This is a genomic window from Streptomyces sp. 2114.4 (assembly GCF_900187385.1).
GTDB classification, from domain to species: Bacteria; Actinomycetota; Actinomycetes; order Streptomycetales; family Streptomycetaceae; genus Streptomyces; species Streptomyces mooreae.
Genome location: NZ_FYEY01000001.1, coordinates 1195987 through 1222145 on the forward strand (window position 1 = coordinate 1195987; position 26159 = coordinate 1222145).

Here is a 26159-nt window from a genome sequence, read left to right on the forward strand (position 1 = left end):
GATGAGCGAGAAGACGTACACCAGCGTCCTGCACGCCGAGATCGGCGGCGCGCCGCTGCCCGACAAGCTCGCCGCCCTCCTCACCGAAGGCTGGGTGGACGCGAGCGTCAATGTGCCGTCCGCCTTCCAGCTCACCTTCAGTGACACGGGTTCGGACATCCTCAAGACGTTTCCGCAGATCAAGGTGGGCGCCAAGGTGGTGCTGTCCCCGTTCACGGACGGGCAGCGCGGCACCCCCATGGTGACCGGCGAGGTCACCGCTCTCGAAGTCGACGCGGACGCCGGTGGCAAGTCGCTGGTCGTACGGGGCTATGACCCGGGGCACCGGCTGCTGCGCAATCACCGCGTCGCGGGCTACCCCAACATGACCGCGAGCGACATCGTGCGCCGTGTCGCCGGCCTCAACGGGCTCTCCCTCGGGAAGGTGGAGGCCACCCGCACCGTGTACGAGCTGGCCACCCAGCCCAACATCACCGACTGGGACTTCCTGACCCGCCTCGCCCAGGAGAACGACGTCCATCTGTCGTTCGACCCGAAGGGCAAGCTGCAGTTCGGCCAGCTCGCCCCGGCCGCGTCGGCGCCCGCCGACACCACACCGGCCGCGCAGAGCCCGTACGTCCTGGAGTTCGGCCACAACGCACTGCACAGCCGGATCGCCGTCACCGCCGCCGGACAGGTCAACAAGGCGGGCGCGCGGGGCTGGGACATGCGGGCCAAGCGCGCGCTGTCCGCACAGTCCCCGGCCACGACGAGCAAGGACATCATCGCCGATATCGCGCCCGGGGCGCTCAGCAAGCCCTTCGGGACGGCCGAACTGACCGCCACGGAGACACCGTTCACCACCCAGGCCCAGGTCACCCATGCGGCCCGCGCGCTCGCCGATGACGTGGCGGGCTCCTTCGCGGAGCTGGAGGTGGCCGTCACCGGGAATCCGCAGTTGAAGCCGGGCCTGCCCGTCGCGCTCAAGGGCGCCGGCTTCCCCTTCGAGGGCAAGTACACCGCGACCGGCGTCCGCCATGTCTTCGAGTCCGGGCGGCAGTTCACCACCTGGCTGACCGTCTCGGGGCGGCAGTTCCGGTCGCTGTACGGGCTCGCGTCCGGCGGTGCACCAGCGGCACCGCCCATGCCGGGCGTGGCGATGGCCCTGGTCAGCAATGCCAAGGACCCGCTGAGGCTGGGGCGGGTCAGGCTGCGCTTCCCCTGGCTGTCGGACACCTATGAGAGCGACTGGTGCCGGGTGGCGCAGCTGGGCGGCGTACGGGGCGGCGGGCTGGTCCTGCCGGAGGTCGGCGACGAGGTGTTGTGCGCCTTCGACCGGGGCTCGCTGGAGCATCCGTACGTCCTCGCCGGGCTCTACAACGGCCAGGACAAGCCGCCCCGGGAGCCGGACGGGCTCCCCGCGGTCGACCCGACCAGCGGGCGGGTCAACTGGCGCAGCTTCTCCTCGCGCAGCGGGCACACCGTCGAGCTGCTGGACGCCAAGACCCGGATGAAGAGCGGGATCCGGCTGCAGACCGGCAACGGCAAGCTCACCGTTCACATGGACGAGACGCGCACCCAGGTCACCATTCGCAGCGACGGCTCCGTCTCCATCACCGGGACCCGGAACGTGAGCATCAAGGCGGGCGGCAATCTGTCGCTCGCCGCGGCGGGTTCGCTGACGATGAGCGCCGGCGGGGCGGTCGACATCAAGGCGGGCGCGAAGTTCGGCGTCACGGCGGGCGCCGTGGCGGACATCAACGCGACCGGGGCCATCAGCCTCAAGTCGGCGGGTGCGGTGGCCGTCAACTCGGTCGGTGCGGTCTCCGTCAGCGCGGTGGGCGCGGTGGCCGTCAACGCGGGCGCCGCGGCCGCCATCAACTCGCCGGCCACGGTCACGCTGAACGCACCGGCCGTGCTGCGCAACGGCATTCCCTTCTAGGGGCTCGAGGAAGGTGAGGGACATGCATATCGAGGGGGTCACCGGACATGAGTGAACAGTTCGTCGGCGCGGGCTGGACCTTCCCGCTGCGCACGGACGCGGCCGGCGGGATCGCCCTGGCCCGCCGCGAGCGCGAGATCGAGGAGTCGATCCGGCTCGTCCTCGCCACCGCGCCCGGCGAGCGCCCGATGCGGCCGGAGTTCGGCTGTGCCGTCCACGACATGGTGTTCGCCCCCGTGAACGAGGCGACCGCCGGGCGCATCCGCTACGAGGTGCGGTCCTCGCTCGACCGCTGGGAGCCGCGGATCGAGGTGCAGGACGTCGAGGTCAATCCGGCGTCCGACGATCCGTCCGTGCTGTTCATCGACGTGCGCTACAGCGTGCGCGGCACCAACAACCCGCGCAGCCTCGTCTTCCCCTTCTATGTGATCCCGTCCTCGGAATCACCCTCCACCGCGTCCGCCGCGTCCACCGAAAGCGAAGCCTGATGGCACTGCCCGCACCCCATCTCGACGACCGTCGCTTTCAGCAGTTCGTCGACGACGCCAAGCGCTACATCCAGCAGCGCTGCCCCGAGTGGACCGATCACAATGTCTCGGACCCCGGAGTGACCCTCATCGAGGCCGTGGCGCACATGGCCGACCAGATCGTCTACCGGCTCAACCGGGTGCCGGAGAAGAACCACCTGGCCTTCCTCGACCTGCTAGGTGTCACCCTCTTCCCGCCCTCGGCCGCCCGCGCCGACGTCACCTTCTGGCTCTCCGCCCCGCAGGCCGAGCCGGTCGTGCTGCCCGCCGGGACGGAGGTGGCCACCGGCCGGACCGAGACCGAGGAGGCGGTGTCCTTCGCCACCGAGGACGATCTGACCGTCGTGCCGTGCGAGCTGGCGGCCGTGCTGCGGCAGGAGTCGGGGACCACCCCCGAGGACTGCGGCCAGGATGTCTTCGGCGGCCGCGATGTGGCCGTCTTCGCGGCCGCCCCGCAGCCGGGTGACACCCTCCTGTTCGGGCTGTCGGCGGCGGTGCCGCGGTGCGCTGCGGTCTTGCGGCTGGACAGCCGGGTGGACGGGGTCGGCGTCGACCCGCGCCAGCCGCCGCTGCGCTGGGAGGCATGGACCGCCGACGGGTGGACGGAGTGCGAGGTCGAGGAGGATTCCACCGGCGGCCTCAACCGGCCCGGTGAGGTCGTGCTGCACGTCCCGGCCGGTCACCTCGTCTCCCGCGTCGGCCGGGCGGATGCCGCCTGGCTGCGCTGCCGGGTCGTCGAGGCCGCGCCCGGCCAGCCGTTCTACAGCGCCTCACCGACCGTACGGGCCGCCTCGGCGTTCACCATCGGGGGCACGACGAGGGTCGCGCACGCCGAGGTGGTACGGGACGAGCCGCTCGGCGAGTCCACGGGCGTGCCCGGCCAGCGGCTGCGCCTGGCGCAGGCACCCGTCGTCGCCGACCGCCCGCCGCTGCGGCTGGAGATCTCGGACGGGGACGGCTGGCAGGAGTGGCAGGTCGTCGCCGACTTCGCGTCCTCCGGTCCGTACGACCGGCACATCACGCTGGAGGAGGCGACCGGCGAGATCGCGTTCGGCCCTTCGGTGCGGCAACCGGACGGTTCGGTGCGTCAGTTCGGGGCCGTACCGGTCAAGGGCTCGGTGATCCGGGCGCCGCACTACCGCACCGGCGGCGGGCGGTCGGGCAACGTGGCGCGCGGCGCGATCCAGGTGCTGCGCAGCTCGATCCCGTACGTGGCGCGGGTGGAGAACCGGGAGGCGGCGCGCGGCGGGGTCGACGGCGAGACGGTGCAGGAGGCGAAGGTGCGCGCACCGATCGCGCTGCGCGCACAGGAGCGGGCCGTGACCGCCCGCGACTACGAGGAGCTGGCGCGGCGCGCGGCCCCCGAGGCCGCCCGTATCGCCTGTCTCGCGGTCGATCCCGCCACGCGCGCGACGGGCGCCGAGGGCACGGCGAGCGGGTCGGGCGCCGATGCGGGCCCGACCGGCCAGAACGGCCCTCCCGGGCAGGCGGGGCAGGCGGGGCAGACCGGCGAGAACGCCGTCCGGGTCCTGGTCGTCCCCCAGGCCGTCCCCGACCGCGGCGGCCGGCTCCGCTTCGAACAGCTGGTGCCCGGTCAGGAACTGCTGGGCCGGGTCACGCAGTTCCTCGACGAGCGGCGCCCCCTGGGCACCCGGCTCGCGGTCGGCCCGCCCTTCTACCAGGGCGTCACGGTGGTCGCGACGCTGCACTCCTTCCGGGCGGCGCGGGCCGACCGCGTACGGGCCGAGGCCCTGGACGCGCTCTACGCCTACCTCGATCCGCTGACCGGCGGAGCCCATGGCGACGGCTGGCCCTTCGGCCGCCCGCTGCGCTCCGGTGAGATCTTCGCGGCCCTGCAGCGGGTACCCGGTGTGGAACTCGTCGACGAGGTCCTGCTGCACCCCGCCGACCCGCTCACCGGGCGCCGCGGCGACGCCACCGACCGCATTGAGCTGGCCCCGTCCGCCCTCCTGTTCCCCTTCGACCACCGCGTCCGCGTCATCGAGGCCCGATGAGGGGCACGCCCGCGGGGATGGCCTCCCCGCACCCCCTGGGCGGGCAGCTCCCCGCCGTCTACGCGGACGACGACTTCGCCCAGCGCTTCGTCGAAGGTCTCGATGTCGTCCTCGCCCCCCTCTTCAACGTCCTGGACTGCCTGGAGAGCTACTTCACGCCCGCCCTCGCGCCCGAGGACTTCGTCGACTGGCTGACCACCTGGGTCGGCACCGAGCTCGACGGGACGGAACCGCTGGCGACCCGCCGCCGCGCCGTGGCCGAGGCCGTCTCGCTGCACCGGGTACGCGGCACTCGGCGCGGTCTGTCCAACGCCGTCCAACTGGCTTTCGGGGTACGCCCGGAGATCACCGAGAGCGGCGGCGCGACCTGGTCCGCGCGCCCCCTCGGCCCCTTCCCCGGCTCACCGCACGCCGGTCTGCGGGTGACCCTGCGGGTCCACGATCCGTCCGCCGTCGACCCGCACCGTCTGCACGCCGTCGTCGCGGCGGCCCGCCCCGCCCACCTCCCCTTCACGGCCGAGGTGACCCACCTGCTCACTCCTCAAGGAACCTGACCCATGCCCACCGACCACATCACCTGCCCCGACTGCGGCGCCCCCGCCCCCCAGTCGGACCAGTCCTTCTGCGACTCCTGCGGCGCCTTCCTGCGCTGGGACCGGCCGGCGCAGCCTTCACCCACCGCGGACCGGGGGCCTACGGCCGCCGCGGCGCAGCCGGCTCCTCCCACCGGGACGGGCGTCCCGGAATCCGCCCCCGGCCGGCACGCCCCGGACCGCCCCGCACGGTCCGACGCCACCCCACCCGGAGCGGGCCCCTCCACCCCCACCGCTCCCCCGGCCACTCCGGCTCCCGGCACCGGCGAGGGCCCCCACCCGGCCGCCGCCCCGCAGCAGGGCACCGGCGCGGAGCCGACCGCCCCGCTCCCGCCGGCTTCGGCGCACGACGGGGGCGTGGGCCGGCCCCAGCACGGTCCGGGCGGTCCGGGCGGTCCGGACAGCCAGGGCAGCCGGGACGGCCAGGGCAGCCCGAGCGGCCCGGCCGGGCCGGCCGCCCCCCGTCCGGCCGGCGAGGGGGGCATCTCCGAAACCGGTATCCGCGCCCTCCTGGTCCCCGTGCCGGACGCCTCCCCCATCCCGCCCGTCGAGGCACCCGGGAGCGTACTGCCGGGCCGGCCCGAGGCGGCCCGGCCCCGGGTGCGTACCCCGCAGGCGGCCCCCGAGCCCGAGCACGGCGCACCGTGCCGCAGCTGTGGCACGCTCAACGCGCCGGGCCGGCACTTCTGCCGGAGCTGCGCCACCCTCCTCGACGAGACCGCACCGGAGACCGCCGAAGGCCCGTACGCCGGGCAGCGGCCGCGGCTGCACCACAACCGCACCCGGTGGATCACCCGGGCAGTGGTGGCGGCGGTGATCGCGGCCGCCGTGGCCGGCGGAATCATCGGGGGGCCGCCGGCCGCACGGGCCGTACAGGACCACTTCGCCGACCGTGTCCCCGTGGCCCCCGCCACCTGGCGGGCATCACACTCCGGCCCCCAGCACGGCGTGAAGCTCGCATTCGACGGCTACTCCAACACCTGGTGGGGCACGGGCTATTCGGGCAACTCCGACGGCCAGTACCTGGAGACCGGCTTCGGCCAGCCCACCAACCTCCTCAACATAGTGATCACCCCCGGAGCGTCCGGCCGCACCCCGCAGGCCGCCGACCCGGCCCGTCCGCGCGAGTTCGACCTGATCGTGACCGACTCCGCGGGCAAGCAGCACGTCTCGCAACACCGGCTCAACGACGGCGGGGCACAGAGCATCAGTGCGCCCGTACGGGATGCGATGACCGTACGGCTGGTTCTGCACACCGCATACGGCGCCACCGACGAAAAGCAAGTGGCGATCGCCGAGCTGGAGTTCTTCGGCCGGTCGGCGGGATAGCCGGCGGGCACGGGAAGCTCCCGCGTCCGCCGCTGCCCTGGGCAGACGAGCGCACCACGACAAGAGAACGTCCGCTCCCGGCATACCGGAAACGGACGTTCTCTTGTTCAGCGACCGGTTTCAGAAGTCACTTGTGCACCTCTGCACGAACGCAGGGGCTCAGTAGCGGTAATGATCCGGCTTGAAGGGGCCGTCCACGTCGACGCCGACGTATTCGGCCTGCACCTTGGTGAGCACCGTGAGCTTGGCGCCGAGAGCGGGAAGGTGGAACCGTGCGACCTTCTCGTCGAGATGCTTGGGCAGCGTGTAGACCTTGGTCTCGTACTCTTCGCCCTTGGTGTGCAGCGCGACCTGTGCAAGCGTCTGGTTGGCGAACGAGCAGGACATCACGAAGCTCGGGTGGCCGGTCGCATTGCCCAGGTTGAGCAGCCGGCCCTCGCTCAGCACGATGATCGACTTGCCAGTGGGGAATACCCACTCGTGCACCTGCGGCTTGATCTCGATCTTCTTGATGCCGGTCACCTTGGCGAGACCGGCCATATCGATCTCGTTGTCGAAGTGCCCGACGTTGCCGATGATCGCGTTGTGCTTCATCTTGGCCATGCTGTCGGCCATGATGATGTCGCGGTTGCCCGTCGTGGTGATGAAGATGTCACCCGAGGAGATCACGTCGTCCAGCGTGACGACCTGCAGCCCGTCCATCGCGGCCTGCAGCGCGCAGATCGGGTCGGCCTCCGTGACGACCACGCGCGCGCCCTGGCCGCGCAGCGAAGCGACGGCACCCTTGCCGACGTCGCCGTAGCCGCAGACCACCGCGAGCTTGCCGGCGATCATCACGTCCGTGGCCCGGTTGATGCCGTCGACCAGGGAGTGCCGGATGCCGTACTTGTTGTCGAACTTGCTCTTGGTCACCGAGTCGTTGACGTTGATCCCGGTGAACAGCAGCTTGTCTTCCCGCGCCAGCTGGTACAGCCGGTTGACGCCATTGGTGGTCTCCTCGGTGACACCGACGATGCTCTTGGCCATCTCCCGGTACTTCGTCGGGTTGTCGGCCAGCGAACGGCGCAGGGTGTCGAGCAGGAGCCGGTGGTCCTCCGGGTCGTTCTCGTCCGCGGAGGGCACCACGCCCGACGCCTCGTACTCGGCCCCGAGGTGCACCAGCAGGGTGGCGTCACCGCCGTCGTCGACGATGGAGTGCGGCCCCGAGCCGTCCGGCCAGGTCATCACCTGCTCCAGGCACCACCAGTACTCCTCCAGCGTCTCGCCCTTCCAGGCGAACACGGCGCTGCCCGACGGCTCCTTCTCGGTGCCGTCCGGGCCGACCACCACCGCGGCGGCGGCCTGGTCCTGGGTGGAGAAGATGTTGCAGCTCGCCCAGCGGACATCGGCTCCGAGCGCGGTCAGCGTCTCGATGAGCACCGCTGTCTGGACGGTCATGTGCAGCGAGCCGGCGATCTTCTTGCCGGCCAGCGGCTGCTCAGGGCCGAACTCCCGGCGCAGCGCCATCAGTCCGGGCATCTCGTGCTCGGCGAGTTCGATCTCCTTGCGGCCGAGCGCCGCAAGGGAGAGATCGGCGACCTTGAAGTCGTTGACCGATCCGGCGCTGTCGACGGTCAAGCTAGCCGTCACGTCGTTCTCCTTGTCTCGTAACACGGGTGGTGTCCCATCAATTCATCTGCCTGACAAGCACGTTGCACCTGCGAGCATCGCATAGGGCGCCGCCCGAGGACACTACGAGATCGGCAGTTAAAGATGGCCGAATTGCGCGAGAAGTTCAGCCAGCGTGGCACCGTCGTTGATCTGGTCCCGGATGCTGCTTTCCTTGGCGAGAAGCTGCTTTGTCGCCGCTATCACCTCGTCGGTGAGCTGCGGCGGAACCACGCCCACACCGTTCTCCTCGGCCACCACGATGTCGCCGGGTTCGATGGTCTCCCCGCCGATGCGCACCGGCACATTGACCTGCACGGGCCCGTCGGCGTCCGGCGGCGCCGCGGGAGGGCAGCGGCGCGGCATGGTGGCCCGGTACCAGATCGGGAAGTCGAGGTCCCGCAATTCGTCGACGTCGCGGATGGCGCCGTCGACGACGGCACCGGCGATGCCGGCCATCTGTGAAAGGGTCGCCATCAGCCCGCCCCACATCGCCATCCGGGTGTTGCCGTGGCAGGCGAGCACGATGATGTCGCCGGGCTTCGCCGTCGGCAGCACCGGCAGAATGTCGACCAGGCCGTCCTCCGGAAGGTCGATCGTCAGCGCGGGGCCGATGGCGCGGTGTTCCCGCTTGACGGACTGCAGTCCGCCGATCGCGCCGATCCGCGGGCCGGCGTCGGCGACCAGGCAGCTCGGGCTGTACTCGGGCAGCAGCAGCGCTCGCAGCGCATCGACCTTGTCCTGGGGCGGCCGAACGAGCTCATGATGAACGGTCTGCACCTTATGCGTCCTCTTCGTTCGGTATCGGATGTCCCGCTGCCGTGGGCACTACGCCTTGTCCGCCCGGGTGAGCACGCTCGCCAGTTTGCGCACTCCCTCGGTGATCTTCTCGTCGGGAACCCGGCTGTAGGCCAGCCTCAGCTGGTTGTGGCCACGGCCGTCCGGGTAGAACGCCGCGCCGGGGACATAGGTGACCTTCTCGTCGAGAGCCTGTTTCTGGAGCGCCACGGTGTCCAGGTGAGCGGGGGCCGTGATCCAGCTGAAGAAGCCGCCCAGCGGGCGGGTGAAGGTCATGCCCTCGGGGAGATGCGTGCGCAACGCGTCCACCATGATGTCGCGCCGTTCACGGTAGAACTTCCGCGAGAAGGCGATGCCCTGGTCGAACCTGCCCGAGCGCCCGTAGTCCTCCAGCAGCAACTGCCCCAGTGCTCCGGTGCACTGGTCCGTGTTCTGTTTGGCGCGCAGCAGCTGGCCGACGAGCTCGGCCGGCGCGGCCACCCAGCCCATCCGGATGCCGGGGGCGAACGTCTTCGCGAAGGTGCCCACCTGGGCCACCACATCCGACCCCAGGGCCCACAGGCTGGGCCGCCGCTCCCCGTCGAATCCCAGTTCCCGGTAGGCGACGTCCTCGACGATCAGGATGCCGTGCCGCCGCGCCAGCGCGACCAGGGCATGCCTGCGCTCGACCGACATGCTCAGACCGCTCGGGTTCTGGAAGTCCGGAATGACATACACGATCTTCGGCACCGGACCGTTCGACGTGGCCAGCAACCGCTCCAGCGCCAAGACGTCGAGGCCGTCGTCGTCGACCGGCACCGCCTCCACCTGCGTCAGGCTCCGCTGGAACCCGACGAGCGCACCGAAGAACGTCGGCCCTTCCACGACGACACGGTCACCCGGGTCGAGCACACACCGGCTGATGAGCCCGATGCCCTCCATGCCGCCGCTGGTGATGCAGAGTTCGTTCTCCGCCGGGCGGACGCCCTCCTGCGCGCCGAGCCAGCCGGCGAACCAGTCCCGCAGGCCGGGAAGTCCCGCGGTGGGGCTGTACTGCAGCGCGACGGACTGTTCCAGCACCCGCGGGAAGCTCTCCGCGATGGCCTGGGTGGGAAACGTCTCCGGGTGCGGGAAGCCACCGGAGAGGGTGATCGCGTCCGTGGCGCCGGACTGATTGAGGATGGCGGTGATCTGGTCACCCGTGTCCCCCGCCACATGCCGGGCGAACAGCTGGTCCCACGGGCGGACACCAAGGTCAACGGACATGAACGGGCCTTTCTGTCTGCTCCTCGGCGAGAAGGTCCCCGGCGCCGTGCAGCGCCGGTATCTCGTCGCGATGAGGGATGTCGAGCGTGTGCAGTTGCTTTCGGAAATGGACCAGCGGCGGCCCCGAACCGCACCAGAGCCCTTCGACCTCTCCGATGAACAGGGTGTGGTCGCCCGCACGGTGGGACTGCCGGACCCTGCAGGACAGGTGCACCAGGGCGCCGGACAGCAGGGGAAGACCGTCACGCCACACGAAGCGGACCAGTTCGGGCCGCTGCGTACCGCCCGCGAAGTGCTGCGACAACGGCTCCTGCGCCTCGCTCAGAATGGAAATCCCGTAGCGGCCGGTGCCGGCGATCCGCCGGTGCGTGGCGGTCGCGGCGGCGACCGAGATGAGCACGAGCGGGGGTTCCAGGGAGACCGAGGTGAAGGCGTTCGCGGTCATACCGTGTGCGTGCAGATCGCCCGGCTCGCCCGTCGCGGTGGTGACCACGGTGACTCCGCTGGCGAATTGGCCGAGTGCCTGGCGCAATCGCGCCGGGCTCGCGTCGTCGCGGGGGTCGGTGTCGGCGGCACCGTTGCTGTCCATCACGGGATCTCCTTGCTTGCCGGGGCCGGCGCCGGCGGCGCGGTCGCGCGCCCGGGGCCGGCCGGGGGTCAGCGGCCGCGGACGAATGACAGCTCGTCCGGGTTGAACAGGTCCGGGCGCCGCCAGCCATCGACGTCGTACTCGTCCATGCACTGGTCCACGAAGCCCTTGAGCGCATCGGCGTCGCCGGACTCCTGGTAGGCCCACAGGGTCTGGAACCGGACGGCCTCGTGGTCACCCCCGTAGTTGCGCTCGTAGAGCTCGTGACGCCCGCCGAACTCGGTGCCGACGGCGTCCCAGAGCAGCTTCAGCAGCTTGACCCGGTCGATCGCCTCGATCCCCTTGGAGCCCCGGAGGTACTTGTCCAGGTAAGGGCGCACCTCGGGGTTCTTCCAGTCGCTCGCGTGCGAGTTGAGGTAGATGAGCCCGCTGCCGAGCGTCTGCTGCAGGATCTCCTTGATGCGTGGGTAGCCGATGCCCATGAAGGTCCGGTAGGCCATGCCGTAGCGCACGTTCGGCTGGACGGCACCGCCCACCCAGGAGACCGGCGACTTGGCCATCGCGTCGGACAGGCCCCAGAAAAGATCACGCCAGTTCAGGATCTCGCCGATCTGCGCCTGCACCCCGCGAAAGCCGGAGGTGCCGGTCATCTCCACCGCCTTCATCGCGCACCCGGCGATGAAGTCGAGCTTCACCGCGAGGCGGGTGCACCCGTGGAAGGTGAAGCGGTCGACGAAGCCCGAGCCGTTCGCGAAGGAGTTCGCCGCCTCCGCGTCGTACATGAACACGTTCTCCCAGGGAATGAGCACGCGGTCCATGACCATGATGGCGTCGTTCTCGTCCAGTCGGCTGGACAGCGGGTAGTCGAACGGGCTCCCCATGACCGTGGCCATCATTTCGTAGGAGGCACGGCAGAACAGCTTCAGCCCCGGTGCGTCCATCGGCACCGTGAACACCACGCCGAACCGCTTGTCGCGCACCGGAAGGCCGTAGTGGGCGACGAAGTTGTGGTTGGTCAGCGCGGAGCCGGTGGCGACCACCTTGGCACCGGAGACGATGAGGCCGGCGTCGGTCTCCTCCTCGACGTGGACGCAGACGTCCGCCGTCTCGTCGGCGGGCCGGTCCCGGTCGATCGGCGGGTGCACCAGCGCGTGGCTGAAGTACAGCACCCGTTCCTGGGCCTGCTTGTACCAGCGCAGCGCGTTGTCCTTGAACGGCCCGTAGAAGTCCGAGTGGGCTCCCAGGGTGCCGAGGAAGGAGGCCTTGTAGTCCGGCGTACGGCCCATCCACCCGTAGACCATCCGCTGCCAGGCGACGATCGCGTCACGGGAGGCGATCAAGTCGTCCGCGGAGCGCGCGGTCTTGAAGAAGGGGTGGGTGAACCCGCCGTTCCCGGTCTCGGTCGGTACCCGGAGCACCCCTTCGGCCTCCGGCGCGTGCAGCGCGTCGTAGAGCCTGGCGATGGAGCGTGTGCTGTTGCGGAAGCCGGGGTGGGTGGTGACGTCCTCGACGCGCTCGCCGTAGATATAGATCTCCCGGCCGTCGCGCAGCGAGTCCAGGTACTCGTGGCCCGTCATGGGGCGGACGTCGTTACGCGCGCCGGCCAGTTCCGGCAGCGGGACCGTTGAGGTCATGGGATTCCTCCAGGCGAGTGGTCAGGTGTTCTGCAGTACGTCGGCCCCGCACAGGGAGGACGTTCTTCCCCTGACGTCCGCATGGATGGCGTCGGCGATGTCGTAGGCGCGGTCGACGATCGAGGGAAGACCGAAGGTGAAGAAGAGGCTGCCCGAGGCGAGATCGCCGAGCGCGTACAGCCGGGGGTCGGCCGTGCCGTCCACCACGAGCCGGCTGGTGGGCCGGTCCACCGTCACCCCGCCGCGCGGATGCCGCTGGGCGAGGCCGGCCGCGGTCAGCGAAGCGATCAGGTTCTCGGCCTTGAGCGGCAGGCTGCCGGAGGACGGGCTCACCGCGTTGACCAGGCGGTCGGCGCGGTAGGCCGGCTGCTCCTCGTCCGTGTGCAAGGTGAAGGCTCCGCCGCCCGACGGCTCGATGTGCCGGATACCGGAGACGATCTCCAGCTGCCCGGCATCGATCAGGTCCAGGACCCTGGCCGCCGCGGTCGGCGGCATGGGGCAGCACAGGCTCATCACCGAGCGGTAGTGCGTGCGCAGCAGCTCGGTCTTCTCGTGCTCGGGCAGCAGCGGCCAGATGTCCGGCCCGGTGGCCGGCACGGCATGCTGGAGGATGCGCAACCCGCGGCGCGGGGAGTGCACTTCGGCCAGGTGCCGGCGCAGGCGCCGCACGGGGTCCTCTTCGGTGAGCGCAGCTATCTCCTCGGTCACCGAGTCGAAGTCCTCGCCGGCCGCGCTGAACTCCGTACGCATCACGCCGACCAGCTCATCGACCGTCAGCATCTCGCCGCGTGCCGCCGCGCCACGGAACCTCTCGGCCGTGAAGTGCTGCAGGGTGTACGGGAGCGGACTCTGGCGTACCAGGGGGAGCGCGCCGCTGCGCGAGAGCAGCAGGATCCGGCCGCGGTGGCCGCCGCCGGCGAGCGAGAGGACCACGTCGATGCCGGTCAGACCGCTGCCGATCACGCCGACGGTGTCGTCGGGGCCGATGTCCGTGAGGGTGCGCGACAGCGGGTAGGGGTCGGCGATGAAGCCTTCGGTGCCGGTCAGCGCGTACGGGTCGCCGGGCTGCCCGCGACCCACGCATAACACGGTGTAGTCGACGACGGCCTGCCGGCCGCTCCGCGTGCGCAGGGCCACTTGCCCGTCGTCAGGAGTCGCGGCCGACACCGCCTCCCGGACGATGTCGATGCGCCACCCGCGCTCACGCAGCTGCGCCAGCGCCGCCTGTGCCGCATCCTCCAGATATTGGCCGTACAGCGCGCGAGGTACGAAACGCATCCGGTTCAGCGGGTCCACGAAGTCCGGACCGGAGCCGGTGGCGGCGTCCCGGTCGGCGAGCCATCGCGGGAAGTGGCCGCTGTCGCCGAAGCGTACGGACATTCCGTCGGGTGCGATGTTCACCCGGACCGTCTCCACATCCGGCTGGTACGGCCGGCCGCGCCATAAATGTGGGGACGGCTCGAAGACCGTGATGCCGCCCGGTGGTGTGTGGGTCTGAGCGAGCGCGTCGAGCAGGCAGACCGCGGATGCCCCGCCCCCGACTACGCCTATCTCGACGCTACGGCTCATGGCACTCGAGCCCATGATTGACATGTCCCCCTAAAGCTTTAGAGCACAGTCCGACAGCCTGCGTGGACAGCGTGATCTGACCGGTAATAGGGAAGATAATTTCTGCGCCGAGGCGGACGGCAAGGCAATCCACGACCGCTCCGGCCGAACAGATTCAAGGGGTTACTGCATACGATGGAAGCATGCACGGGAAACTGGGTCGCTGCAATCGAGCAGCATCAACCCCCGTCGATACCAGTGCCCATGAAGTTACCTGTGGGCAAGGGGGCAGTCAACAAGATTTTTTCGGCGGTACCCGGTTTGAGCCAGCTCTATGGCCGATTACGGAAGCGGAACTCCCTCACTCAATTATTACCGGAGACCCGTGGAGCACTAAGGGTAGTCGACCGGTTACCGAAGAGGATCTTGACTCTCCCGGTTCTCGCCCTGGAGGATGTAGCGGCACTTGCAAGAAGGCGTTTTCCGAAAATCCTTCATGAGGTTGCGGGGTGGGGGGCCTATCTGTCGAAGCCGTGAGTGAATCCGGCTCGACGAGCAACCGTGACAAGCAACCATGACAAGCAACTAACTCATCACTTACGCCCACCGCCGCGCTGCTTCCTGTCAGCGCGGCGGTCGGAGCGTGATGTTTTTCGCTGCGCTGAGGAGGGCAATCTCCAGTGTCATTAGGTGCCGGGGCGGGAGCGGTGACAGAGATTCGGGACATCTGCCACCTGATCGGCGGTCAGTCCGTCGCATCCGCAGACGGAAAGACGTTTGAGACCAGAGATCCGCACGACAATTCGGTGATAGGCACTGTGGCCAGAGGGGCCGCGGTGGATGGTGAGCGTGCGGTTGCGGCGGCACGGAAGGCATTCGACGAGGGCCCGTGGCCCAGAATGACCCCCACGGAACGCCGCAAGATCCTTCACGATGTGGCCGACGCCGTGGACGCGCATCGTGAAGAGCTGGCGATGCTGGAGACCGTGGACAGCGGAAAGATCATCCGGCAGGCGCTGCACGGGGAGATGCCCCGGGTCGCCCAGAATTTGCGGTTCTTCGCTGATTACGCGGCGATGGCGACCGACGAGGCCTATCCCAACGGCCCGGTACTCGGCTACTCCCTGCGGCCGCCGGCGGGCGTCGTCTCGGCGATCAGTCCATGGAACGCGCCGCTCATGCTCGCCACGTGGAAGGCCGCGCCCGCCCTCGCCTTCGGCAACACCGTGGTGCTCAAGCCCGCCCCGCAGACCCCGCTGACGGCGGCCCGGTTCGGTCAACTCGCCACTGCCGCGGGGCTGCCGGAGGGCGTGCTCAATATCGTGCACGGCTTCGGCGCCGATGAGGTGGCCGGCCCGCTGACCAGCGATCCGCGCGTGGACCGCATCACCTTCACGGGCTCCAGCGCCACCGGAGCCCGGATCATGGCCGCCGCGGCACCTCACCTGACCCCCGTCTCCGCCGAACTGGGCGGCAAGTCGGCGAACATCGTCTTCGACGACGCCGACCTGGACGTGGCGGTACCCGAGTCGATCAAGGCGATCTTCGGCGGCAACGGCCAGGTCTGTTTCTCCGGGTCACGGCTGTTCGTACAGCGCGGGATTCTGCCGGCCTTCCTGGAGCGCTTCACCGAAGAGGCGGCCAAAATCGTCGTCGGTGACCCCAAGCGTCACGAGACATTCATGGGCCCGCTGATCGAGCAACGGCATCTGGACAAGGTGCAGGGCTATGTCGACCTGGCACAAAAAGAAGGCGGCACGGTCCTCACCGGCGGATCACCCGTGACGACCGGTGAACTGTCCAGTGGCTTCTACTACGCGCCGACAGTCATCACCGGGCTGACCAACGACACCCGGACGGCGCAGGAAGAGATTTTCGGCCCGGTGGAGACGGTCATCCCGTTCGACACCGAACAAGAAGCACTGCGACTGGCCAACTCCAGCCCGTACGGACTGGCCGGGATTCTGTTCACCACCAACCTCGACCGCGCTCACCGGATGGCGGCCCACTGGAAAGCCGGGACGGTATGGGTGAACTGTTATTTCGAGCGTGATCTCCGTATGCCGTTCGGCGGCGAAGGCATCAGCGGGGTCGGCAGAGAAGGCGGGCCGCATTCGCGTGAATTCTTCACCGAACCGCGTGCCGTGGTCCTGCGCATTCGCTGACACCCGGGAATGACGATCGCCTCCTTGGAAAGAGTCCCCATGACATCAGATGCCTTGCAGGACATCGCCGCGGATCTGTACGGCGCCCACCGGAGCGGGAAGGCAGTTCCCTCGGCGGTGCGCAACGGTTCCCTTTCCTCCCGGTCCGATGCTTACGAAATCCAGTGGGCGCAGCTGCGGCAGCGGGTTTTGGACCGTGACCCGCTGCGCGGATTCAAAGCCGGCCTGACGTCCGTGCCCGCACAACGGGACATGGACACCTCGGAACCGGTTCTGGGCCATCTCACCGACAGCATGTTCCCTCCCGGCCACGAGCCCCTGGGCGGCGGGGAATTCCTCCGCCCCCGCATCGAGCCGGCGCTGGCCTTCGTGCTGGGTGGGCCGCTGGGCGGTCCCCGGGTCACCGCGACCGACGCCCTCCGCGCGGTGGACTGTGTGCTGCCCGCCCTGGAGATCACCGACTCCAGGTACGAGGACGGGCCGGCATCCGTCCTCGACCTGGTCGCCGACAACGCCGGCTGCCGGAGCGTCGTGCTGGGCGGCACCCCGGCAGCCCTCTCGGACGTCGACCTGCGGTTGTCCGGCTGTGTGCTGCACCGCAAGGGAGAGGTGGCCGCCACCGGCGCGGGCGGCATGGCGCTCGGCTCGCCCGTCAACGCCCTGGTGTGGGTGGCGAATGCCGTGCGCCAGGAAGAGTTCGCCCTCGACGCCGGTCATGTGGTGCTCGTCCCCTGCCTCACCCCGGCCGTCGCCTTCGAGCCCGGCGACACCGTGAGCGCGAGCATCGCCGGCGTCGGCACCGTGACCGCCGTGCGCGCACGCTGAGCCGGCCGCCCCACCCGCTGTCCGCCCTACCGTCCGTACCGAAGGAGGCGGCCTCTTTCATGGCCGAGCCACTGGAAATCCGCTCCGGCGACGCCCGGCGCGCGGCCGAGGTCCTGCTCGACGCCGAGCGCTCGGTCACCGCTCGCGGACCGATCACCGCGCACTGGCCGGATCTTGACCTGCCGGGCGCGTACACGGTGCAGCGCGAGGCGCTGCACCAGCGGCTGCAGCGAGGCGAGACGCTGATCGGCGTCAAGCTCGGCCTCACCTCGCGCGCCAAGCAGATCAGGATGGGGATCGACGCACCGTCGCTGGCATGGCTGACCGACGCCATGGTGCTGCCGGCCGGCGTCCCCCTGCCCCGGCAGCGGCTGATCCACCCGCGGGCCGAGCCGGAGATCGTCTTCGTGATGCGGGAGCGGCTGGCGGGCCCCGGCATCACCGCGGCGGTCGCCCTTGGTGCCGTGGACCGCGTCTACGGCGGCATCGAGATCATCGACAGCCGTTACCAGGACTTCAAGTTCACCCTGGCGGACGCGGTGGCGGACAACAGCTCCTCCGGGCTGTTCGTGCTCGGTCCCCTCGGACGCTCCCCCGAGGGCATGGACCTCGCACACGAAGCGTGCCTGCTGGAGGTCGACGGCCAGGTGGTCGACTCCGCCACCGGCGCGGCGGTGCAGGGACACCCGGCGGAGGCACTTGCCCTCGCCGCCAACGCCCTCGGCGAGCGGGGACTGGCCATCGACGCCGGCGCGATCGTCCTCACCGGCGGCATGACCGACGCGGTCCACGTCCAGCCGGGCGCGAGCGTCGCCGCGCACTTCTCCACTCTCGGCACCATCACCGTCGCAGGAGGCTGAGTATGCCGTTCATCGACGTGACCCTGGGATCCGGACGGTCACCGGAGCAGGTCCGCGCACTGATCCATGAACTGACACAAGCCGCGCACCGCGCTGTGGGTGCCCCGCTGGCGAACATCCGGGTGGTCATCCGGGAGGTCGATCCGGCGCACTGGGCAGCCGGTGACGTCACGACCGAGGAACGCAACGCCCGGAAGAAGGACGCCGGCTGAGTCTGCCGGCCCCGGCGGCCCCGTCAGCTGAAAAGTTCCGCTCCCGCTGTCCGAGAAAGGCACCGAAGCATGAGCGAAGAGATGTACCGCCACGAGATCGCCCACTTGGCGCGGGTGGAATTACACACACCGGACCCGGACGGCACGCTCTGGTTCTTCAAGGACCTGCTGGGCATGTACGAGACGAGGCGCGAGGGGCAGTCCGTCTACCTGCGGGGCTATGAGGACCCGTACCAGTGGAGCCTGAAGATCACCGAGGGGCCGGAGCCCCGGATGGACCACGCCGCGCTGCGGACCTCGTCGCCGGAGGCCCTGGAGCGCCGCGTCAAGTCGATGCGGGACGCGAACCAGGACGGCAAATGGACCGAGGACGAGTTCGGTTACGGCAAGACCTACGAGTTCCACACGCCCGACGGCCATAACATGTCCCTGCTGTGGGAGGCCGAGAAGTACAAGTCCCCGCCGGAGCTGCGGAGCAAGATCCTCAGCCGGCCGTCGAAGAAGCCGCTGCAGGGCCTGCCGGTCAAGCGGATCGACCACCTCAACCTGCTGGCCAGCGACGTCACACCGGTCAAGCAGTCCTTCGAGCGCCACCTCGGTCTGCGGACCAATGAGCGGGTGGTCGACGGCAGTGTCGAGACCGGTGTGTGGATGAGCAGCAGCCTCCTCAGCCATGACGTCGCCGTCATGCGGGACGCGCGGGGAGCCCGCGGCCGGCTGCACCACGTCGCCTTCTACTACGGAGTGCAGCAGCACACCATCGACGCGGCCGAGATGTTCCGGGACTACGACATCACCATCGAGGCGGGCCCGGACCGGCACGGCATCACCCAGAGCTCCTTCCTGTACGTCTTCGAGCCCGGCGGCAACCGGATCGAGCTGTTCGGCGACCCGGGAATCCTGATCCTCGAACCGGACTTCGAGACCCGTACCTGGACGATGGATCAGATCGACACGGGGACGGCGATCGGCGGCACGAACCTGCCGCAGGAGACCTACTTCACCTACGGCACCCCGCCCGTCGGCCCGGATCCGGATGCGGACGCGGACGCAGCCTCGGACTCTCCCCGGCGGTAACGCCCCGCCACGCGGCGCCGCCCCGGTGCCAGGCGCACGGCAGGCCTGGTCCGGGGCGGCGCCGCCGTGCCTTCAGGGGATGCCACGGGGGCGGTCTCGCAGTGCCCGCAGGAGCTTGAGTCATACGGACCGAGCACACACCGTGAGGGGACAGCCCAGATGACCACAGCCGAGATGACCACGGCCTCGGTGGAGCAGCGCGCCCACAGCGAGGTGAAGCGAACCCGACGTGCCTTCTACGGGCCCGCGTTCGTCGCCGCGGTGGCGTACGTCGACCCCGGTAACTTCGCGACGAACTTCCAGGCGGGCGCCAAATTCGGCTATCTGCTGGTGTGGGTCCTGGTGGTCGCGAATGCCGTCGCCATGTTCATCCAGTACCTCTCCTCGAAGATCGGCCTGGCGACCGGGACGGACCTGTCGACCCTGTGCCGCCGCAGCCTGCCGCGCCCGGTGTCACGGATCCTGTGGGTGCAGGCCGAACTGGTCGTCATCGCCACGGACCTGGCGGAATTCGTCGGCGCCGCCATCGGCCTCAACCTGCTCTTCGGGGTGCGGCTCTTCCCCGCGGGCGTCGCCACCGCGGTGATCAGCTTTGCGGTGCTCGCCCTCCAGCGCCGCGGCTACCGTCCCTTCGAGGTCGCCATCACCTTCCTGCTCTCGCTGATCGGTTTCGGCTTCCTCTACCAGCTGTTCGCGCTGGGCGGCCAGTCGCCGGCGGGCATCGCGGCGGGCATGGTGCCCCGTCTCGCGGGCACCGCATCCCTCACCCTGGCGGTCGGCATCATCGGCGCCACGGTCATGCCGCACGTCATCTATCTGCACTCCGCCATCACCGCACAGCGGCTCTCGCCGCGCACCCCCCACGCCAAGCGGGTCGCCCTGCGCAGCCTGCGGATCGACTGTGTCTCGGGCCTCGGTCTGGCGGGACTGATCAACCTGGCGATGTTCTGTGTCGCCGTCGCCCTGTTCCACCGGCGCGGCGGTGACTACAGCGGAAGCCTGCAGGCAGCTCACCACTCCCTCGGCCAGACCGTCAGCGGTATGGCCGCGCTGGCCTTCGCGGTGGCCCTGCTCGCCTCCGGGCTCTCCTCCTCCGGCGTGGGCACCTACGCCGGGCAGGTCGTCATGCAGGGATTCCTCCGCCGCCGGATTCCGTTGCTGCTGCGCCGCGGTATCACCATGGCGCCGGCCCTGATCGCCCTGGCGGCCGGGTTCTCACCGGACTCCGTGCTCGTCATCTCCCAGGTGGTGCTCTCCTTCGGCATCCCGTTCGCCCTCGTTCCCCTGGTGATGTTCACACGGAGCCGCGAGCTGATGGGGGACTACGTCAACAGGCCGCTCACCACCGGGATCGGAGCGGTCCTGGCTTTCGTCCTGTCCGGCCTCAACCTCTACCTGCTCGGCCAGATCCTCCTCGGCTGACTCCCGATGACTCCCGGCGGGCGGGAGGGCCCGCGGACCCGGCACCCGGGAGTTGCGGCAACGGGTCCGTCAGCCCTGTGCCGTCGGGAGGAAGTGCAGGAGCAGCACATACGCCGCGGTGCCCGCGAAGATGCTCAGCAGCACATTGCGCCGCCACAGGTACAGTCCGGCCGTCACGGCGATGCCCGTTGCTTCGGTCAGTCCGTAGGGGCTGGTGGTGACGTCGACACCGCGCAGCAGGTAGATGACCAGGATCACCATGATTCCGGCCGGCATGTGCTGGGACAGGAAGGCGGTCACGTGTGACGAGCGCAGCCGCCCGAGGAAGGCGAAGGGGACGGCCCGCAGGGCGAAGGTGATGGCCGCGACGATCACCAGCGCCGAGACGATGTATCCGGTGCTAGGCATTGGTGTGCTCCTGGGGCCGGGTGAAGCGGTAGCGCACGAGCAGCGCGAGTACGTAGAGAGTCATCGCCACCACGAGCATCTGGCCGGGCGCCACCAGCTGGGCGAAGAGGCCGCATCCCGCGGCCAGAAGCGGAGCGGGCAGGTCCCGTCCCGAGCGGCACGCCTCGATCGCCAGCACGGTGAACAACGAGGTCAACGTGAAGTCCAGCCCGTCGATCGTGGGCAGAGCCCGACCGGTCAGCGCCCCGACCAGCCCGCCCCCGACCCAGTAGGACTGCAGCGACACCTGAGTCGCGATGATCCGCAGGCTGCTGAAGGAGTCGGCCGGCCGCGTCGCGGTGAGCGCATAGGCCTCGTCGATCAGGGCGAACACCGCGTAGGTCTTGGCGACTTTGCCCCGGACACGGTGCAGCGGGAACGACAGGCTGTAGAAGACATGCCGGAAATTGACCAGCAGCGTGGTCAAGGCGATCGAGACCAGCGGACTCGCGGCCATCAGCATGCCGACCAGCAGGAACTCCAGCGAGCCGGCGTAAATCAACCCGCTGAACAGGGGCGTCCACCACCAGGCGAGCCCCGACTGCACGACCAGCAGCCCAAAGGTGATCCCTAAGGAGAACATCCCCACGCCGACCGGCAGGGTCTCCGCCAGCGCCTGACGGATGTCGGACGCTCTCTTCCTGTCCTGCGGCGGAGCAGGCTCGCCGCGTGCCGTACGCATGTGTGATGACATGGACGCAACTTTAGTAGGTCCATGTCCCCTTACTGCGCAGGTCGTTGAGCTGATCCAGGACGAGGAAAGGCGGGCCGGCGTCGCCGGTGTCGGCCGCATGACGCGCCGGTGTCCCCTACGGGGCCGGCACGAGACCGGAGTCTGACCCGTACCTGCGACCGAGCGAAGCGTCCCGAAAGGGCTGGCTGACCACCGGCCGCTCCGGCGAGAATGACCGGATGATCGCCACCCCGCCCACCGGCCCTGTCACGCCTCCACGCGTCGTGACCGAGCTCGCGGCGGGGCGGCCGGCACGGGCCGTGTGGAAGAACGAACTCGGCGGGCTGACCTTTCAAGTCGGCCTGGGCGACACACGGCAGTTCGTGAAGTGGACACCGGCCGGCAGCGGCATCGACCTTGCGGCCGAGGTGGCACGCCTGCGGTGGGCAGCGAGGTTCATCGTGGTGCCGCGGGTACTCGGTGAGGGCTCTGACCGAACCGGGTCCTGGATCGTCACCCATGGCTTGCCCGGACGCATGGCGGTGGACGACCGGTGGAAGCGCGACCCCGGCACCGCGGTGCGCGCGATCGGCTCCGGGCTGCGCGCCCTTCATGACGCGCTGCCCGTCGCGAACTGCCCGTTCGACTGGTCCGCGGAAGCGCGCCTGGAGGCCGTTCGGTCACGAGCGGCGGCGGGCCGGATCGATCCGGCGGACTGGCCTGAAGACCTTCAGCACTTCGGAACGGTCGAGCGCGCGCTCGGCGTGCTCACCGACATCCCGCCGGTCGACCGGCTCGTCGTCTGCCATGGCGACGCCTGCGCTCCCAACACGCTGGTCGGCGACGACGGCACCTGTACCGGACACGTCGACCTCGGCACGCTCGGTGTCGCGGACCGCTGGGCCGACCTCGCCATCGCCACGTGGAGCACGCAGTGGAACTACGGTCCGGGATGGGAAGAGCCGCTGCTCAAAGCCTACGGCGTCGAGCCGGACCCGGAACGGACCAGGTATTACCGGCTGTTGTGGGAACTGTCGGACTGAGCAGGGCAACAACGCCGCGGTGACGTGGTGCGGGCCGCTCTCCCGTTTCCCGTGCGCACGTCACAGTTGCGTAATACAGCGATCCGGGCATCAACGCATGGGCACTGACGGCATCTCACGTCGCAGCAACGACATGAGGAGTGCACGATGATCCGTAAGCGCTTACACCTGATCGCCGCGCCGGTCGCGGCCGTCGCCCTGTCCTTGACTGTTGCCGGTTACCAGGCCAATGCGGCCACCGCGCCGGAGCGGTCCGGCACCTACGACGTCGAGCCGACGGGCAGCCGAAGCTCAGTGAACGAAGAGCGCAGCGAAGACCAGGGCGACAGGGATGCCCAGGATTCCGGCAGCCATGAGCCAGCCGACGACCTGTGACGAATTACGGGCCACCTTGCGGCAGAGCCACACAGCGGGTCCGAGGTAAACGACGAGGAAAAAGACGACGAGGAAATCGACTCCTGTGCCCATGCCAATCCCTACTCTCTCCTGCGCCGCCTACGCACGCCGTCATTGCACCCTGATGCGAAGGGCTGCACGCCTCGGGGCCGCTCCGACGCATGCGGGCAGCCCCGAGACGTGGATCTCACACCTAGTGCCGCATCAGGCAACGTTCACCCTGGGCGGTCCGCGACGATGACTCCATGGACGAAGAAGTCATTCCCATTCTTCGCGTCGAGCACGCTGCGGCGGCGGTCGCTTGGTACGAGCGGCTGGGCTTCGCCAAGCAGTGGGAACACCGCTTCGAGCCGGGACTTCCCGCGTTCGTCGAGGTCGCCCGGGGCGGGGTGCGGCTGTTCTTGTCGGAGCACGAGGGCGACGCCCGTCCCGACACGTTGGTCTACCTCCGCATTCGTGATGTCGAGGCCATCGCCTCCGAGTTCGGTGTGCAGGTGAAGGATGCTCCGTGGGCGCGTGAGATTGAGCTGCGTGACCCTGACGGCAACCGGCTGCGGATCGGCACGCCGGCGGAATGACCACCGCCGGCAGCGCGCGGCAGGGAAGCTGTGCTGGTGGCTGAGCGAGTACGCGTCCGCGAGACCGATGACGACGCGGGGCAGCGTCTGCTGCGGATCATCCGCCGGGGCAGCGGGTCGGTGGTGACCTGGCGGCGGGCGCAGATGGTGCTGCTGTCCGCGCAGGGCATGCCCGTGCCGAAGATCGCCGAAGTGACGTTCACCAGCGCGGACGGGTCCGAGATGTGATCCACAACTTCAACGCCGACGGCTTCGACTCCCTCTGCCCGAAGTGCAAAGGCGGCCGGCCAAGGACCTTCACCTGCCCGAGCGGCGCGAGATCAAGAAGATCGCCAAGTCCAGGCCGGCCGGGCACGGTCTGCCGTTTTCGACCTGGAGCCTGGCCAAGCCGGCAGACTTCCTGGCGGCCGAGGGGTGGTCGACGACATCAGCCACGAGGGCCTTCGGGTCCTGCTCCGGGAGGAGGCGTTTCGTTTCCACGCATGAAGACCTGGAAGACGTCCCGCGCCCCTGCCTATGCCGCCAAGAAGGCCCGGGTCGAGCACCTCTACGCGATCGCCGACGGCGAGGTCATACCCGAGGAAGGCGAGCCCGAAGTCGTCTTGTGCCTGGACGACTTCGGCCCGCTCAGCCTCCAGCCCCACCCGGCCGGCAGTGGGCCGAGCGCGGCGGACGGCACAAGGATCCCGACGGCGAGCCCCGGCCCCGACGGCGGGCGACTTACACCCGCCCGCACGGGGTCAGGCCCCGCTCGTCGGCCTCGCTCTCCTGGCCGCCGACTTCCGCGCGGTGTGCGCGGCAGCCGCGGCCATCTTCGCCGTGCTCACCCTGTTGCAGTGGCGCGCTCTGCCCGCCGGACGCGGCGACTCCGCAGAGAAGGGGGGTCCTCGGGCGGCCGGAGTGCCGGCCCAATGGCGCACGGTCGTGTCCCACCACCCCTTCCTCCTTTTCGCGGCACTGGCCCGGAGCGGACGCCTGGCCGCGAGGCAGCCGTCAGTCGTCATCACCGTCTGAGCACGCGTCCCCAGGTGTTCCTGTCCATCAGCGGCAGGGAAGTCATCGAGGCCACCGTCGGGGTGTTCGCGCTCAGGGGTTTCTCGCTCAGGGGTTTCTCGCTCAGTGGATTCTCGCTCAGTGGATTCCCCACTCGGCGAGTACCCGGTGCTGCGTCGGCGCGTCTCAGGATTCGTCTGCCGCGGCATTGCGAGGGGCCGCAGCCGCTTTTCTGCCCCGGTACACCACCACGCCGCATACCCCGAGGAGAAAGGCGGCGACCGCGGCCACGCCGATCGCCGTCTGCCCGGCAGAAAGCCTTGCCAGCAGTTCCAGCGCGCCGATCCCGGCCGTCGCGTAGACCAGCGCCCAGCCCGCTCCGCCCACGAACAGGGCCGGGAGGTAGCGCGACAGGGGCATACGCATACTCCCCGCGAGGAAGTTGGCAGCGGTCTGGAACCCGACGGTCAGGAAGGAGACGGCCACCACCGGTGCGCCCCACCGCTGGATCGCCCGTTCGGCGCGCCGGAACCTGGCCGTGGAGATCCGCTCCGCGAGCCTGCCGCGCCTGGCACCGGCCCCGGCGAGCCGGCCAACGGCGAAGGTCCCTCCGGCGCGCAGCAGGACGATGGCGTAGAGACCGGCGGCTGTGAGCGCGACCCTATCCACGACATCTCGCCCGCCAAGCCGGGCCCTCGCCGTGGGTTGCTTCTCCCGTCACCCGATGTCGCGATTCCCACCCCGGCGGGCTTGCAAAGGGCACGAGGCCGGTCTCATACCTCACCTGCATCTGCTGGTCCGTCCCTGCATGCATGTCGAAGCGGCACTGGTTCCCCGGCACGACGCAGAGCGTCCCTGCGTCCAGGGGCCTTCCGGGCACGGCCGCTTGTCAGGGGCCACCCGACACACCCAGGTTAGGCGAACTTGTGTGCACCGGGTACCTCGCCGTCCTCCGGCCGATGTGACGGGCACTCCCGCTTTGCCAAGAACAGTCGTCGCCCGAGCCGCACCACCACTATGGTCCGGCGCATGCGGGGTCGGTCTCGCAGAGGGACTACCTGGCGCCCGATCTTTCGGCGGTCCTGACCGGCCCGTGCGAGGGTGAACTGCCCACGGTGCTCGGCAGGCGCAGCTGACATCCTCGTGCCGTGATTCCGCCCGCAACGCCCCGTCGCGCACGGACGAGGCCACAGCCGCGACGCCGTGGCCTCGTCAGGAGCGGTTCCGGCGGCCACTACGGCAAGACGGAGCGCACCGACTCCGGTGACCGGCCCACCACCGCAGTGCCGTCGTCGGCCGTGATGATCGGGCGCTGAATCAGCGTGGGGTGGGCGGTCAGTGTCGCGATCCACCGGGTACGGTCCGCCGGTTCGCGCGGCCACGCTGCGAGGTCCAGTTCGACGGCGACCGGTTCGCCAAGGCGCGTGATGTCCCACGGCTCCAGCGCCAGGCGCTGCAGGACCGTGTCGAGTTCCTGCACGGTCGGCGGGTCTTCCAGGTAGCGCCGCACCGTGTACTGCGCCTGTTCCGCGTCGAGCACGGACAGCGCGGACTGGCACTTGGAGCAGGCGGGATTGATCCAGATTTCCATGACGTCGGTCTTTCGGTTCCGTTCGGGCGAA

24 protein-coding genes and 1 pseudogene are annotated in these 26159 nt (G+C 69.6%); 15 read left to right on the forward strand and 10 right to left on the reverse strand.

Annotated elements, in window-relative coordinates; translation table 11 throughout:
* Position 1 precedes the first annotated feature (1 nt).
* Genes CFW40_RS05135 through CFW40_RS05155 form a run of 5 tightly spaced genes read left to right on the forward strand, consistent with a single transcriptional unit; the run spans position 2 to position 6385 of the window.
* Entirely contained in the window at positions 2-1921 is a 1920-nt protein-coding gene (locus CFW40_RS05135) for a VgrG-related protein (RefSeq protein WP_088796666.1), read from the forward strand.
* Positions 1922-1968: 47 nt separating this feature from the next.
* Complete coding sequence (locus CFW40_RS05140; RefSeq protein ID WP_088796667.1) at positions 1969-2409, forward strand: GPW/gp25 family protein; 441 nt, start codon at positions 1969-1971, stop codon at positions 2407-2409.
* Complete coding sequence (locus tag CFW40_RS05145; RefSeq protein WP_088796668.1) at positions 2409-4463, forward strand: putative baseplate assembly protein; 2055 nt, start codon at positions 2409-2411, stop codon at positions 4461-4463. The genes CFW40_RS05140 and CFW40_RS05145 overlap by 1 nt, the downstream gene beginning before the upstream one ends.
* A complete protein-coding gene (locus CFW40_RS05150) occupies positions 4460-5017 on the forward strand; it encodes a phage tail protein (RefSeq protein WP_088796669.1) in 558 nt (185 codons plus the stop codon). The genes CFW40_RS05145 and CFW40_RS05150 overlap by 4 nt, the downstream gene beginning before the upstream one ends.
* Positions 5018-5020: 3 nt before the next feature.
* Positions 5021-6385, forward strand: coding sequence for a hypothetical protein (locus CFW40_RS05155; RefSeq protein ID WP_088796670.1), 1365 nt, complete (start codon positions 5021-5023; stop codon positions 6383-6385).
* Positions 6386-6544: 159 nt separating this feature from the next.
* Here the strand turns inward: CFW40_RS05155 and ahcY are convergent, their stop codons facing one another.
* The 6 genes from ahcY to CFW40_RS05185 all read right to left on the reverse strand — a co-directional run bounded on the left by ahcY (position 6545) and on the right by CFW40_RS05185 (position 13867).
* Positions 6545-8014 carry an adenosylhomocysteinase gene (ahcY, locus tag CFW40_RS05160; RefSeq protein ID WP_256331588.1) on the reverse strand — a complete coding sequence of 490 codons (1470 nt, stop codon included), beginning with the start codon at positions 8012-8014 and terminating at the stop codon, positions 6545-6547.
* Between the two features lie 117 nt (positions 8015-8131).
* Complete coding sequence (locus CFW40_RS05165) at positions 8132-8812, reverse strand: RraA family protein (RefSeq protein ID WP_088796672.1); 681 nt, start codon at positions 8810-8812, stop codon at positions 8132-8134.
* A 48-nt stretch (positions 8813-8860) separates the two neighbouring features.
* Entirely contained in the window at positions 8861-10075 is a 1215-nt protein-coding gene (locus tag CFW40_RS05170) for a PLP-dependent aminotransferase family protein (protein WP_088796673.1), read from the reverse strand.
* On the reverse strand, positions 10065-10664 hold the full coding sequence (locus CFW40_RS05175) for a flavin reductase family protein (RefSeq protein WP_088796674.1): 600 nt from the start codon (positions 10662-10664) through the stop codon (positions 10065-10067). Before CFW40_RS05175 ends, CFW40_RS05170 begins: the two co-directional genes overlap by 11 nt.
* Positions 10665-10732: 68 nt before the next feature.
* The gene (locus CFW40_RS05180; protein WP_088796675.1) at positions 10733-12298 is read right to left on the reverse strand and encodes a 4-hydroxyphenylacetate 3-hydroxylase family protein; all 1566 of its coding nucleotides are present in this window, start codon (positions 12296-12298) and stop codon (positions 10733-10735) included.
* A 21-nt stretch (positions 12299-12319) separates the two neighbouring features.
* Positions 12320-13867: an FAD/NAD(P)-binding protein gene (locus CFW40_RS05185; protein WP_176956568.1), complete on the reverse strand. Its 1548-nt coding sequence runs from the start codon at positions 13865-13867 to the stop codon at positions 12320-12322.
* Between the two features lie 686 nt (positions 13868-14553).
* Here CFW40_RS05185 and CFW40_RS05190 point away from each other — a divergent pair.
* From CFW40_RS05190 to CFW40_RS05210, 6 genes are all read left to right on the forward strand, one after another.
* Positions 14554-16011 (forward strand): aldehyde dehydrogenase, encoded by a 1458-nt coding sequence (locus CFW40_RS05190; protein ID WP_256332105.1) that lies wholly within the window; start codon positions 14554-14556, stop codon positions 16009-16011.
* A gap of 39 nt (positions 16012-16050) precedes the next feature.
* Positions 16051-16836, forward strand: coding sequence for a 2-keto-4-pentenoate hydratase (locus CFW40_RS05195; protein WP_088796678.1), 786 nt, complete (start codon positions 16051-16053; stop codon positions 16834-16836).
* A gap of 59 nt (positions 16837-16895) precedes the next feature.
* On the forward strand, positions 16896-17696 hold the full coding sequence (locus tag CFW40_RS37820; RefSeq protein ID WP_256331587.1) for a 2-keto-4-pentenoate hydratase: 801 nt from the start codon (positions 16896-16898) through the stop codon (positions 17694-17696).
* A 2-nt stretch (positions 17697-17698) separates the two neighbouring features.
* A complete protein-coding gene (locus CFW40_RS37825) occupies positions 17699-17908 on the forward strand; it encodes a 2-hydroxymuconate tautomerase (RefSeq protein WP_256331586.1) in 210 nt (69 codons plus the stop codon).
* 69 nt (positions 17909-17977) lie between these two features.
* Positions 17978-18985, forward strand: coding sequence for a VOC family protein (locus tag CFW40_RS05205; RefSeq protein ID WP_088796679.1), 1008 nt, complete (start codon positions 17978-17980; stop codon positions 18983-18985).
* Positions 18986-19144: 159 nt separating this feature from the next.
* Positions 19145-20407, forward strand: coding sequence for an Nramp family divalent metal transporter (locus CFW40_RS05210; protein ID WP_088796680.1), 1263 nt, complete (start codon positions 19145-19147; stop codon positions 20405-20407).
* A 69-nt stretch (positions 20408-20476) separates the two neighbouring features.
* Here CFW40_RS05210 and CFW40_RS05215 read toward each other — a convergent pair whose 3' ends face one another.
* Entirely contained in the window at positions 20477-20815 is a 339-nt protein-coding gene (locus CFW40_RS05215; protein WP_088796681.1) for a branched-chain amino acid transporter permease, read from the reverse strand.
* Positions 20808-21548, reverse strand: a complete 741-nt coding sequence (locus tag CFW40_RS05220; protein ID WP_256331585.1) for an AzlC family ABC transporter permease — start codon at positions 21546-21548, stop codon at positions 20808-20810. Before CFW40_RS05220 ends, CFW40_RS05215 begins: the two co-directional genes overlap by 8 nt.
* Positions 21549-21766: 218 nt before the next feature.
* Between CFW40_RS05220 and CFW40_RS05225 the strand changes: the two genes are divergently transcribed.
* The 4 genes and pseudogenes from CFW40_RS05225 to CFW40_RS38645 all read left to right on the forward strand — a co-directional run.
* Positions 21767-22570, forward strand: a complete 804-nt coding sequence (locus CFW40_RS05225; protein ID WP_088796683.1) for an aminoglycoside 3'-phosphotransferase — start codon at positions 21767-21769, stop codon at positions 22568-22570.
* Between the two features lie 147 nt (positions 22571-22717).
* The gene (locus tag CFW40_RS37830; protein ID WP_088796684.1) at positions 22718-22945 is read left to right on the forward strand and encodes a hypothetical protein; all 228 of its coding nucleotides are present in this window, start codon (positions 22718-22720) and stop codon (positions 22943-22945) included.
* 266 nt (positions 22946-23211) lie between these two features.
* Positions 23212-23544: a glyoxalase superfamily protein gene (locus tag CFW40_RS05235; protein WP_088796685.1), complete on the forward strand. Its 333-nt coding sequence runs from the start codon at positions 23212-23214 to the stop codon at positions 23542-23544.
* Positions 23545-23580: 36 nt separating this feature from the next.
* Positions 23581-24289, forward strand: a pseudogene (locus CFW40_RS38645) (helix-turn-helix domain-containing protein); the annotation flags it as partial.
* A 434-nt stretch (positions 24290-24723) separates the two neighbouring features.
* Here CFW40_RS38645 and CFW40_RS05250 read toward each other — a convergent pair.
* Both CFW40_RS05250 and CFW40_RS05255 read right to left on the reverse strand, forming a co-directional pair.
* Positions 24724-25206 (reverse strand): DedA family protein, encoded by a 483-nt coding sequence (locus CFW40_RS05250; protein WP_088796686.1) that lies wholly within the window; start codon positions 25204-25206, stop codon positions 24724-24726.
* 565 nt (positions 25207-25771) lie between these two features.
* Positions 25772-26128 carry an ArsC/Spx/MgsR family protein gene (locus CFW40_RS05255; protein WP_088796687.1) on the reverse strand — a complete coding sequence of 119 codons (357 nt, stop codon included), beginning with the start codon at positions 26126-26128 and terminating at the stop codon, positions 25772-25774.
* Positions 26129-26159: the final 31 nt, after the last annotated feature.